Annotated in this window: 14 protein-coding genes, 1 tRNA gene and 1 riboswitch; of the genes, 7 read left to right on the forward strand and 8 right to left on the reverse strand. The window is 46.4% G+C overall.

Annotated elements, in window-relative coordinates:
- The first annotated feature begins 5 nt into the window (after positions 1 to 5).
- Positions 6 to 102: riboswitch (TPP riboswitch) on the forward strand.
- Between the two features lie 37 nt (positions 103 to 139).
- The 5 genes from thiC to AOC06_RS04790 are packed head-to-tail and all read left to right on the forward strand — an operon-like array spanning position 140 to position 5,152.
- On the forward strand, positions 140 to 2,035 hold the full coding sequence (gene thiC, locus AOC06_RS04770) for a phosphomethylpyrimidine synthase ThiC (RefSeq protein ID WP_255879881.1): 1,896 nt from the start codon (positions 140 to 142) through the stop codon (positions 2,033 to 2,035).
- Positions 2,036 to 2,052: 17 nt separating this feature from the next.
- Complete coding sequence (locus AOC06_RS04775) at positions 2,053 to 3,192, forward strand: FAD-dependent oxidoreductase (RefSeq protein WP_215379051.1); 1,140 nt, start codon at positions 2,053 to 2,055, stop codon at positions 3,190 to 3,192.
- Positions 3,183 to 3,380, forward strand: a complete 198-nt coding sequence (thiS, locus tag AOC06_RS04780; protein ID WP_215379053.1) for a sulfur carrier protein ThiS — start codon at positions 3,183 to 3,185, stop codon at positions 3,378 to 3,380. Before AOC06_RS04775 ends, thiS begins: the two co-directional genes overlap by 10 nt.
- Before the next feature lie 12 nt (positions 3,381 to 3,392).
- Positions 3,393 to 4,208 (forward strand): thiazole synthase, encoded by an 816-nt coding sequence (locus AOC06_RS04785; RefSeq protein WP_215379055.1) that lies wholly within the window; start codon positions 3,393 to 3,395, stop codon positions 4,206 to 4,208.
- A 17-nt stretch (positions 4,209 to 4,225) separates the two neighbouring features.
- Positions 4,226 to 5,152 (forward strand): thiamine phosphate synthase, encoded by a 927-nt coding sequence (locus AOC06_RS04790; protein WP_215379056.1) that lies wholly within the window; start codon positions 4,226 to 4,228, stop codon positions 5,150 to 5,152.
- A gap of 13 nt (positions 5,153 to 5,165) precedes the next feature.
- Here the strand turns inward: AOC06_RS04790 and thiD are convergent, their stop codons facing one another.
- Positions 5,166 to 6,044 carry a bifunctional hydroxymethylpyrimidine kinase/phosphomethylpyrimidine kinase gene (thiD, locus tag AOC06_RS04795; protein WP_215277839.1) on the reverse strand — a complete coding sequence of 293 codons (879 nt, stop codon included), beginning with the start codon at positions 6,042 to 6,044 and terminating at the stop codon, positions 5,166 to 5,168.
- Between the two features lie 21 nt (positions 6,045 to 6,065).
- Between thiD and AOC06_RS04800 the strand changes: the two genes are divergently transcribed.
- Positions 6,066 to 6,140 (forward strand) — tRNA-Asn (locus AOC06_RS04800).
- A 57-nt stretch (positions 6,141 to 6,197) separates the two neighbouring features.
- Here the strand turns inward: AOC06_RS04800 and AOC06_RS04805 are convergent.
- Entirely contained in the window at positions 6,198 to 6,683 is a 486-nt protein-coding gene (locus AOC06_RS04805; RefSeq protein ID WP_215271551.1) for a hypothetical protein, read from the reverse strand.
- 42 nt (positions 6,684 to 6,725) lie between these two features.
- Positions 6,726 to 8,006: a TAXI family TRAP transporter solute-binding subunit gene (locus AOC06_RS04810; RefSeq protein WP_215379058.1), complete on the reverse strand. Its 1,281-nt coding sequence runs from the start codon at positions 8,004 to 8,006 to the stop codon at positions 6,726 to 6,728.
- A 45-nt stretch (positions 8,007 to 8,051) separates the two neighbouring features.
- Here AOC06_RS04810 and AOC06_RS04815 point away from each other — a divergent pair, with 45 nt between their 5' ends.
- Positions 8,052 to 8,594, forward strand: coding sequence for a hypothetical protein (locus tag AOC06_RS04815; RefSeq protein WP_255879883.1), 543 nt, complete (start codon positions 8,052 to 8,054; stop codon positions 8,592 to 8,594).
- On the opposite strand, the gene AOC06_RS04820 is transcribed toward AOC06_RS04815, so the two are convergent.
- From AOC06_RS04820 to AOC06_RS04840, 5 genes are all read right to left on the reverse strand, one after another.
- Complete coding sequence (locus tag AOC06_RS04820) at positions 8,591 to 10,291, reverse strand: AMP-binding protein (RefSeq protein WP_215379061.1); 1,701 nt, start codon at positions 10,289 to 10,291, stop codon at positions 8,591 to 8,593. The genes AOC06_RS04815 and AOC06_RS04820 overlap by 4 nt on opposite strands.
- 9 nt (positions 10,292 to 10,300) lie before the next feature.
- A complete protein-coding gene (locus AOC06_RS04825; protein ID WP_215379064.1) occupies positions 10,301 to 10,582 on the reverse strand; it encodes a YqjK family protein in 282 nt (93 codons plus the stop codon).
- Between the two features lie 15 nt (positions 10,583 to 10,597).
- Positions 10,598 to 10,969: a phage holin family protein gene (locus AOC06_RS04830; protein WP_215277844.1), complete on the reverse strand. Its 372-nt coding sequence runs from the start codon at positions 10,967 to 10,969 to the stop codon at positions 10,598 to 10,600.
- Between the two features lie 6 nt (positions 10,970 to 10,975).
- On the reverse strand, positions 10,976 to 11,302 hold the full coding sequence (locus AOC06_RS04835; protein WP_215277845.1) for an ElaB/YgaM/YqjD family protein: 327 nt from the start codon (positions 11,300 to 11,302) through the stop codon (positions 10,976 to 10,978).
- An 85-nt stretch (positions 11,303 to 11,387) separates the two neighbouring features.
- Positions 11,388 to 11,684: a hypothetical protein gene (locus AOC06_RS04840; protein WP_215277846.1), complete on the reverse strand. Its 297-nt coding sequence runs from the start codon at positions 11,682 to 11,684 to the stop codon at positions 11,388 to 11,390.
- Positions 11,685 to 11,783 lie beyond the last annotated feature (99 nt).

An 11,783-nucleotide genomic window follows, 5' to 3' on the forward strand; every position in this document is an offset into this window, starting at 1 on the left:
GCCCAAGGATGAAACAGGGGTGCCCTTCACATGAAGGCGCTGAGAAAGACCCTCTTACCCGAACCAGGTAATGCTGGCGTGGGGAGTTCCATCAGACCGGCACCCGGTTTCGTCCATCTAAATATGTCAGGAGATGGATATGAGTAGCAGCAACCCAAAAGTAAAACCCGAAATTCCAAGCCTAAAAAGTCTTGAGCGCGACTTTGGTCAAAAGTTTGCCTATCCAGCATCAAGCAAAACCTATTTAACAGGATCACGGCCCGATATTAAGGCGCCGGTTCGCATGATTGAGCAGTTTCCCACTCGCGTTGGGGAGCAAATGGTATCCAACCCTCCTATTCCTGTGTATGACACCTCAGGCCCTTATAGCGATCCTGAGATTGTCATCAATTTAGAAAAAGGTTTGCCAGCATTACGTGAGACTTGGATTGCTGAGCGCAATGACACCGAACTACTCGCAGGCCCCTCATCTGACTACGGCGTTGCTCGCTCAAAAGATGCCGATACACAACATTTACGCTTTGCTCATATTCGTGCACCCCGCGTTGCAAAAGCGGGTCAAAATGTGAGCCAAATGTATTATGCTCGCAAGGGTATTGTTACCCCTGAGATGGAATATGTTGCTCTGCGTGAGTCCATGGGTTTAGAGCAACTGCGCAAGAATCCAGAGTACACCCAATTATTAAAGCAACATCCTGGTAAGAGTTACGGCGCCAATCTTCCAGAAATTATTACTGGGGAATTTGTCCGTCAAGAAATTGCTGCGGGTCGCGCCATTATTCCCGCCAACATTAATCACCCTGAATTAGAGCCGATGATTATTGGCCGCAATTTCCGTGTCAAGATCAATGGCAATTTGGGTAACTCTGCTGTGACCTCTTCTATCAACGAGGAAGTCGAGAAAATGGTTTGGTCAATCCGTTGGGGTGCTGACACCATCATGGATTTATCGACTGGAAAACATATTCATGAAACCCGTGAGTGGATTATTCGCAACTCTCCTGTGCCAATTGGTACAGTGCCCATTTACCAAGCGCTTGATAAGACGGGGGGTATCGCCGAGGATCTCACTTGGGAAATGTTCCGCGATACATTGGTTGAGCAAGCTGAACAAGGTGTCGACTATTTCACGATTCATGCTGGCGTATTACTGCGTTATGTCCCACTGACTGCCGACCGCATTACCGGCATTGTGTCGCGTGGTGGTTCGATCATGGCCAAGTGGTGCCTAGCCCACCATAAAGAGAACTTCCTCTACACCAAGTTCGATGAGATCTGCGAGATTATGAAAGCGTACGACGTTTCATTCAGTCTTGGCGATGGTTTGCGCCCTGGCTGTATTGCTGACTCTAATGATGCCGCCCAATTTGGTGAACTGCATACTCTAGGTGAACTCACTGCTAAAGCCTGGCAGCACGATGTCCAAGTGATGATTGAGGGTCCTGGCCACGTTCCGATGCAGCGCATTGAAGAGAATATGACCGAAGAATTGAAGCATTGTTTAGAGGCCCCCTTCTATACACTGGGGCCCTTGATTACCGATATTGCCCCTGGCTATGATCACATCACCAGCGGTATTGGCGCAGCCCAAATCGGTTGGTACGGCACTGCAATGCTCTGCTATGTCACACCAAAAGAACACTTAGGCTTGCCAGACAAAGAAGATGTCCGCGAAGGGATCATCACCTACAAGATTGCCGCTCATGGCGCCGATCTTGCCAAGGGTTTGCCTGGCGCTCAGATTCGGGATAACGCCCTATCTAAAGCCCGCTTTGAGTTCCGCTGGGAAGATCAATTTAATCTAGGTCTGGATCCGGAACGTGCACGTGAATATCACGACGCTACTTTGCCAGCCGAAGGAGCCAAAATTGCCCACTTCTGTTCTATGTGTGGACCTAAATTCTGCTCCATGAAGATCACCCAAGAAGTGCGTGACTATGCGGCAAACTTGAAAGCTGAAGGCATTGATCCCAATAAAGGCATGGAGGAGAAATCCATCGAGTTCCGCAAACGCGGTAGCGAGATCTATCAATAAGCTGATTTAAGCTGACGATGGCTTCATTCGAGAGTATGCGCTTTGGGATTATTGGTGCTGGCCTAATAGGCCGGCTCCTAGCGGTCGAGCTCGCACAAGCCGGTGCTCAAGTTGATCTTTACGATCAAAGCGGTCCTGATGCAGCATTGTCTGCAGCTCGAGTAGCTGCAGCAATGCTGGCACCACTAGCCGAGTCAGCTATCACCGAGCAAAGCGTTGTGAGTATGGGCGTGCATAGTTTGATGCGCTGGCCAGAGTTGCTTGCCAAGCTTGCTAGTCCGGTGTTCTTTCAGAAAAATGGCAGTCTCATATTGTGGCATCCCCAAGATGCGCATGATGCAGAGCGCTTTATTAAGCATTTGCAGAAGAATCAACGCAGTAATCCCTTGCTGACCGAGCCAGAACTACTGGATTCTGCAAGGCTGATGGAGATTGAACCGAGTGTTACCGATCGATTTAGTCAAGGTCTCTATTTACCCAATGAGGGTCAACTCGATAATCGGCAACTGTTAAATGCTTTAGTGGTAGAGCTTTCTACCTTGCCCGTCAATTTGCATTGGAATCACGCAATAGAGCCTCAGGCTCTAGAGCAAGGCGGTCGATACGATTGGGTAATCGATTGTCGCGGCCTAGGTGCTAAAGCGGATTGGCCAGAAATCCAGGGAAACTCCCTGCGCGGAGTACGAGGGGAAGTGATTCGGCTATATGCCCCAGAAGTTAACCTTCTGAGGCCTACCCGTTTAATACATCCGCGCTATCCCATCTATATCGCACCCAAAGAGAATCACGTTTATGTGGTTGGAGCTACGGAGATTGAGTCAGATGACCATTCGGAAATGAGTGTGCGCTCTGCGATGGAATTACTAAGCGCTGTCTATACAGTACACAGCGGTTTCGCTGAAGCTCGAATCCTGGAAATGGCAACCCAATGTCGACCAACCTTAAAAAACAACCTGCCTGAAGTTTGCATTGGTAAGAGTAATAGTCTCACTAAGCATATGTCGATCAATGGACTCTATCGACATGGCTTCATGATTGCCCCAGCTATTTTGGATAGCGTGATTGAGCTATTAGAAAGCGGCACGAGCAGAACAGCCAGTCAATTGGGATTACAGATAGTTCAATCTTCAGCTACAAGGGTAGCCGCATGCGCGTGATGATTAATCAGATTGAACATCAGCTACCGCAAGGGGCAAAGCTTGAGAATGCTCTAGCCCTTATACAAGCTCAGCCACCTTTTGCAGTAGCCATTAATTTGCAATTCATTCCTAAATCCAATTACAGTCAATGCACGCTTGCCGACAATGATCAGATTGAGGTCATTTCACCGGTAACTGGCGGGTAGTTTTTTATGAACATGAACACCCTTAAAGAGCAACAAGCCTTGAGTAATGATGATCTGGTTCTCTATGGAGAGCATTTTTCCAGTCGCCTATTGCTAGGAACATCGCGCTACCCTTCCCCACAGATTTTAGAGGAAGCTGTTGTCGCCTCAAAACCAGCGATGATTACTGTCAGTTTGCGTCGCCAAGGCGCTACAGGCCAAAGTGAAAATGCTTTTTGGGATCTTCTGAAAAAAATGGCAGTCCCGGTTTTACCAAACACCGCTGGCTGCCATAGCCCTCAAGAGGTCATCACGACAGCGCAAATGGCCAGAGAAGTGTTTGAAACGAACTGGATTAAGCTCGAGTTGATTGGTGATGATTACACCTTGCAACCCGATACCCTGCGCTTAGTGGATACTGCTAAGACGCTCATCAATGATGGATTCAAGGTATTGCCCTATTGCACTGAAGATCTCATTCTTTGCCAGCGACTCGTTGATGTTGGCTGCCAAGCTGTGATGCCTTGGGCCGCTCCAATTGGAACGGGTCAAGGTCCACTGAATCCGTTTGCCATGAAACTCCTGCGAGAGCGCCTGCAAGTGCCTCTATTAGTAGATGCTGGTCTTGGTCTGCCATCCCATGCCTGCGCTGTAATGGAATGGGGATTTGATGGCGTTCTACTCAATACAGCCGTGGCACTGGCCGATCATCCCATCGCCATGGCTAAAGCATTTTCATTGGCGACTCAGGCTGGTCGCACTGCATATTTATCGGGAGCAATGCCTGCTCAAGAATCTGCTCAAGCTAGCACCCCATTAGTGGGTAAGCCCTTTTGGCACCAATCCTAAGTATTTAATCGATTGATATGAGTTTAGTTCGCGACCTCGCCGATCAAATTGTGGCTGCACACCGAGCCGATGATGTGAGTCTTCCGTTGCCTATCTATAGCCTCAACTCACCTCCACCTCGAATTGACAATGAGCATGCTGTTGATCACTATGAACTCGCTGCTACTTTAGCTGCAGTTTCTATGGGATTTATAGAGGCCGATGCCGCAGTCCTTGGTAAAGCTTGGTCAAGAATGGTTCAACATGATGGCAATTTTGATCCACTGCGATGGCCAAATCGCCCCGAATACTTTGATTTATTGCCCTGGACCCGCATCATGAATCCCAAGGCTTTTCCAGAGTGCCCTAAGCGCTTAGGACTCTACGGAGTGATGCCAGATGCTGACTGGGTTAATCGCATGGTCGAAGCAGAGCTACCAACTGTCCAACTCAGATTAAAGAGCAATGATGCGAAACACATTCGCTCTGAAATCAAAAGATCGATAGCGGCAGTTAAAGGTAGTAAGACTGTGCTCTTTATTAATGACTATTGGCAGGATGCTATTGAGTTAGGCGCCTACGGAGTGCATCTGGGTCAAGAAGACTTAGCGACCGCTGATCTCGATGTTATTAGAAATGCTGGCCTCCGTTTAGGCTTAAGCACACATGGGTATGCTGAGATGGTTCATGCAGATCGCTTCTGTCCTAGCTACATCGCTATGGGGGCAATCTTTCCAACGACACTCAAACGAATGCCTACGGCACCTCAAGGGCTTGGTCGCCTATATAAATACGCTCAATTAATGCAAGCTTATTCATTAGTAGCCATTGGTGGAATCGATGAGACCAGCATTCATGCCGTCGCTCAGAGCGGCGTTGGATCCGTAGCGGTGGTTAGAGCCATCACCGGATCGAATGATCCGCAGACTGCAGTCAAGCGACTAAAGGAATTAATGCAGGCCTAGCAGCATTGAGGATCTATCGATCTTCTTGAGGCAATGATGTTGGGTAAAACTCAAACATTGGCCACAGTGGTCCCGGCCCCTCCCCGATCGACAGGTAACGCCCAGCCTCAAGCCCCGCTTCCACATAGGCAATAGCCTTTGCTACCGCATGAGCTAAATCATGCCCATCAGCAAGATAAGTTGCAATGGCTGCTGAAAGAGAGCAACCAGTGCCATGCGTATTTTCTGTATCAATACGACGGTGCTTAAACTCTTTTGATTGAATAATTTCTAGGCAGTCTTCAATGCTTCGCCACATCAAATAATCGGTAAGCTCAGCATGCTTTGCATCTAAATGGCCGCCCTTAATCAACACTGCCTGAGGACCCAAGGCTAATAGTTCTTCTGCGGCAGATCTAAAGTCATCGACTTGATCAATATCGCGACCCAGCAGCAAAGAGGCCTCTTCTAAATTAGGCGTTACCAAACTAGCCATCGGAAATAATTCACTGATCATCGCCTGCGCTGTGTCATCGCCACCCAAGCTCGCCCCAGATGTTGCTCGTAACACAGGATCCAGAATGATTCTGGTAACACCATGTTTTCGCAAGGATTTGGCTACCAGCTGCACGATTTCTGGACTGGCCAACATGCCAATTTTGACTGAATCAGCTCCGATATCACTGAGGACTGCGTCAATTTGAGCCTCAATAATCTGTAAATCAATATCCTGAATCGCAGTTACGCCCAATGTATTTTGGGCAGTGATTGCCGTAATCACTGACAAACCATAAGCACCCAACGAGCTAATCACCTTGAGGTCTGCCTGGATCCCAGCACCCCCGCCGCTGTCGGAGCCAGCAATGGACAGGACTTTGGGGATCTGGGCGGAAGTCGGAAGCAGTGTCTTCATATTGCTATAATATTCGCTTATTCCTCGATAGCTCAGCGGTAGAGCAGCAGACTGTTAATCTGTTGGTCCGTGGTTCGATCCCACGTCGAGGAGCCAAATTCTTGTAGAAAAGCCACCCTTGGGTGGCTTTTTCTTTTGGCACATTATTTAGAGCTATTTTTGAACGACAGGTTGGGTCAGCTGACCAGTCGGCTGTGTAGTGTTTGATGGAGGATTGGTTTGGGGTGTAGAGGGATTACTTGCGCCTGGGGTTAAGTTGGTTACCTGATCAACGCAGTCATTGCTGTCATAAGTTACTTCGTAGACCATTAAATTGCCATCGGCAAGCGATTCAACTGGAGTAGTCACAGCCTCACTGATGCCTAAAGTAAAGACATCCGCTGTTCCTTCGGCCAGGGCTCGCGCAGTTTTAGCACCTTCAGTGTAGCCTTGCGTGAATCTATAGATTTCATACTTCTTGCCATCTTTAACGCCACTAGTCACAGGTACGCCAAATTCTGCAATCAAGGCATCTCGTGGTGTACCGACTTTAAAAAGAGAGATATCTTTTTTGGATGGCTGATGCGCAGCCATATAAACAGAGCAACCGCCCAATAAAAATAACAAAGAGACGATGACGCCGATTTTTATAAATTTCATTCAATACCTTATGTTTAAAATTGAAGGCTAGATACTGATGAACTAGCTAATTCCATGACGCTTCATGACTTGGGCAACATGCTCCCTGAGGTCATAAAGAAGATTGGTATACGAACTAGGAATCTTTTCTTGTTTAATCAAAGCATCAATCTCAGTGCGTAAGCTTTCCAGCTCTTGCTGTGTTATCTCTCGATTTCCGCCCTGATCAAATCGTTTCTCAATTTTGACCAACATCAAATAGAAACGATTCACCCTGCGGGTATAGAACCACTGGGTTAATGCTGGGTAAGCTTGTGAAAATGGATAAATAATAGCCAAGAGTGGGACGAGTACCAATAGTAACTTTCCAACAAAGCTAGCCGCCCAGTAAGGCAAATGCTTTTGTAAAAAAGGTTTTCCACCCCGGGAATAATAATTTTGCGCATCGGAACTTAATGGAAAATCAATATCACGATCGGCAGGAAACTCATTCTCTGCATGTAAAAAACTGGGTGGCTGGTGAATGTCATCCATGATGCCCATCATGAGATAAATCAATGCCGAATGAGTCTCTTTTTGGGCAACCACGGTAAAAGTGGATGCCAGCAAGTTCATATTATTGGCTGGCTTATTGTTAATGAGATCAATTGTCCCCATCGGTAATGTAAGAACATGAAATTCCCGCAAATTGCGTGAGATGCCCTCTGCATCAGGCCAATTCAGGACACTGACATTTGGAGAGTTAAATAACTTTTTGATCAGGGGATCTTCAGCTGGAGCCGAAGTAAATAAGGCGTCAATCTCATTAGCCTCAAGCGCCTTCAAAGCATCCTGGCGACCAAGATCAAAAAACTGGCTGTTTTGTGCCGTGATCCCAACCGCATTCAGGATGTGGGTAGCATTGTTATGAACCCCCTGAGTTACAAAGCCTAGCGCAATTCTCTTACCCTTCAGGTCATTAATATCCCGAACTGTTCCGAGCTTAGATTGATAGAATATCCAGATCGGCGCATAAACAATACTGCCCAGTGATTCAAGATTCGGATAGTCCGCACTATTAGCAGCACCGCCTTCAATAAAACCAAATTCAATGTTTTTAGTATCGTGATTAACTAATGCGATATTTTCAAGGGTGCCATTCGTTTCAATCACATTGACCTTAACCCCAGCCTTTTCAAACTCTTGGGCATATTTTTGGGCAGTTTCATAGAGATAGGTTCCCTTTGGGCCTGCAGCAATATCGACAGTATTTGGCGGCAATAGGAATAGCTCAACTATTGCGACAGCAATCGCAATCAGAATAGCTAAGGCAGCTACGTAGAGGGCTACTTGTTTTTTAGTCATAATGTCTTATTAAAGCATATGCACTAGGTGGAGAATATTACAAATATGAACAATCTAAATACCCAGAACCCTATTGTTCATACAGACTCCTTCAAAGATAAGCTAGAGAGTGAGTTCAAAAAAGGGATCTCCCTATCTCTTTACTTTGGCATCTGGTTCTGTGCATTGGCTTTTTTGGGGGCCACAACCCTAAGAGAATGGCCTATTCCATGGCGGATGTTTGGTTTTGCCCTCATTAAAGCGGGCTTATGCGCCAAATTTATGCTGATTGGTGAGGCCGCTTTCCCACTAAACCCTAATCGTCGGCTGGGGATTGTCCCCTCGCTTTTGGCCCAATCTATTATTTATCTTGCCATTGTTTTGTTACTGAATTATCTCGAATATGGTGTCGATGGAGTCATTCATGGCAGAGACTTTGTGAGCTCTCTGGCGAGCTTTGGCAATGGTGACCCCTTGCATATCGTGGCTCTTTTAATTGTTTACTGGTTAATTGTTTGGCCCTATCTTTTATTTACAGGGATGAGTATTGTTTTAGGAAATACCCATACGATTGCCATCCTGTTTGGACCACCCAAGAGTCCTAATTAAGCATGACGATCTTGATTTGAGGGATCCTCTAACTTTCTCACTTCACGACGTAAGATTTTGCCCACGTTAGATTTGGGTAACTCATTTACAAACACAATCTTTCTAGGGCGCTTATAGCTGGTCATCTGTTCTTTGCAATACTGCAAAACATCTGCACTAGTAAGCTCATGCTTGTCTTTCACAATATAGGCCTTGACAATCTCTCCGAGCTTACGATGCTCCACTCCAACCACAGCACATTCATGAATGCCGGGCATCAAGGCCAGCACTTCTTCAACCTCATTCGGAAAAACCTTGAAGCCACCAACCACAATCATGTCTTTAATGCGATCAACAATCGTGATGTAGCCATCACTATCCATAAAGCCAATATCTCCTGACTTAAAGTAACCATCAGAGGTAAATGCTTTTATGTTCTCATCAGGCTGATTCCAATATCCCGCCATGACTTGAGGGCCCCTAATGCAAATCTCTCCTACTTCACCAAATGGAACTCTTTCACCGTCCTCCCCAAGGATAATTACGTCCGTGCTCGGTAGCGGTAAACCAATATTTCCTGTAAATTGCTTAATCAATGGCGTATTGACACAGACCACTGGAGAGGTTTCAGATAGTCCATAGCCTTGCGCAATCGGATTGCCTGTAATTGCCTGCCAATGATCCGCCGTTTTCTTTTGCATTGCCATTCCACCGCCAATCGTGACCAGTAGGTTGGACAAATTGAGTTTTTTAAATTCAGGGCGATGTACCAGTGCATGAAAAAGTGTATTGACGCCTGGGAAGATATTCACATCCGGATGCTTATCTAGCAATTTGATGAGCCCTGTGATGTCCCTAGGGTTAGAAACCAAGAGTAGTAAGCCACCCTTGCGTAAGCCCAATAAGGCACAGGCAGTGAGGGCAAAGATATGGGTTAAGGGTAAAGCACATAAAAATACGAGTTGTTTTGCTTGCTTGCCATGAAGTGCGGGCTCAATCCAAGCTTCAGTTTGCAAAACATTTGCAAGGATATTTCGGTGCAATAAAGTAGCGCCCTTGGATATGCCGGTAGTTCCGCCAGTGTACTGAAGGAAGGCAATCGAGTTAGGATCGATCGGCAATTGTTGAAAGGGATTTTGCTTACCGAGATGAAGGGCATCAATAAAGCGACTATGAGGAAAGCTCCACACAGGTACGATCTTTTTAATATAACGGGCAACAAAGTTGACCAGAATGCCTTTGGGGCCCAATAAATTTCCAAGACTACTCACAACGACTTGCTTCAAGGGGGTTTGCTCCACTATTTGCTGATAGATATGGGCAAAGTTTTCGGAGAGAACGAGAACGGATGCTTGGCTATCTTTTAATTGATGCTCAAGTTCTCTTGGTGTGTAGAGGGGGTTAACATTGACTACAACACAGCCTGCGCGCAATGTACCCAACATCGCAATCAGATATTGCGGCACATTGGGAAACATAATGGCCACCCTTGAGCCAGCTGGCAGATTAAGAGTTTGCAAATAAGAGGCGAATTGCGTGGATAGCTGATCTAGAGTTCGATAGCTAAATTTTTGGCCCATGGATTCCATGGCAGTCCGCTCTGGATATTGCAAAAAGGATTTGTCCAGCAAATCAACAACGGAAGTATGCTCTGGAAGACTGATCTCGGCAGGAACCCCTGCTGGATACTGTGCCAGCCACGGTTGAGCCGTATTCATATCCAAATCCTAGAAAAGCGTCTTGGCCGTTTTGAATAATTTCATTGCGCCCCAGCCAAGAGCCAAAACTTTACTAGCCAATTTAGGCTTAAAGTGAGCCAAAACGGCAAACGCGCTAGTCCACAAAATGGGACTGCTCTTGATAAACTGCACAGCCTCAAGGCCTTTATCAGCCAAAGAAAACGGTTTCTTGAGGACTGTGAAATGCGAGCTGATTTGCTGACGCTCTTTAGCAGCCTGAGCTTGAAGGACGTGCTGACGAGCTAAAAGAGTTTCAAGTGATCGACTCATCTGGGATTAGCCTGATTAATGATGATTGAGAGCTGAGCGATCTTTTTCTAGCTCAGTGATCGACGCAGCAAATAATCCCGGCATCGTTTTGATGGCGCGCATAATCATCAATCCGAACACTAGACCAGCCAGCAAAAATCCACCGGTTAAGATGGCTAAGGCAGCCATTCGGTTGGTCTCGGAGCTATAAACCACAATCCAGAGTGCCAGCATGACCAGGCCAAAGAACAAGCAAAATAAGCAAAACAGAATTAATACGAGCAGCTTAATGAACTGAGCCCGAGCAACAGACACATCACTGGAAAGTAATTCAAGACGAGTTTGGGCAATCGAAGTTGCGGTAGATAGCAAGCTCTTCAGAGAGCTTAATAGATGCTCTGTTGCCATCGGCTTTTAACGGCGACTGATTAAGAGGCCAATCAATAAACCTGCACCCGCCGCGATACCAACGGCTTGCCAAGGTTTCTCATGGACGAATACATCAGCTTCCTGAGCAGCTTCTTTTGCTTTTTCAGTAATGACGCCCTGAGCCTCAGATAAGCTTTCTTTAGCCGCGCTCAGAGTGTGTTCAGCCTTGGCTCGGACAGAGTGCATTGCTTCACCGCCGTGCTCTGCACTTGCCTTAATTAAAGCCTCAGCGTCAGAAATTAAGGCCTTGAAATCATCTACTAACTTGTGGGAGGCATGCTCAGTAGATATCGAGGATTTGTGGCTTGTCATGGTTATTCCAATTAATGGTTATTGACTATTCTAAGCAATTCTTGTGGCATCACCTATCATGCCACCTTTTGCCTACCCAGTCCTCTTAAGAACAGTATTTTTGCTCTAAGGTACTGATATCTCTTGATTGGTCATCCACCATGCGATTCATGGCTTTTTGCGCTCTTTCACGATTTTCTGGTGCTTGGAGATTGGTTTTGATTAATCCACCTACATCTTTGCGAATTGAAGTGTTGCCATATTGAAGACCTTTCAGCATGGCCACAGTTTCTGCCGAGAGCTTGCATTGTTGAGTGACTAATTCAGATGAATCTGGTGAGGAATTTGCAAATGCAAACGCAAATATTGAGATGGACAGGATACCGATGATCGTCTTTTTCATTTTATTTCCTTATTTTTTGACCACATGTTGGACAGCAACCTAAATCTTTCGCCTTGAGTTTCCTCAGCGCGGCATAAACACTGGATTCTGAAATCTCCA

The organism is Polynucleobacter paludilacus, assembly GCF_018687595.1.
Lineage (GTDB): Bacteria > Pseudomonadota > Gammaproteobacteria > Burkholderiales > Burkholderiaceae > Polynucleobacter > Polynucleobacter paludilacus.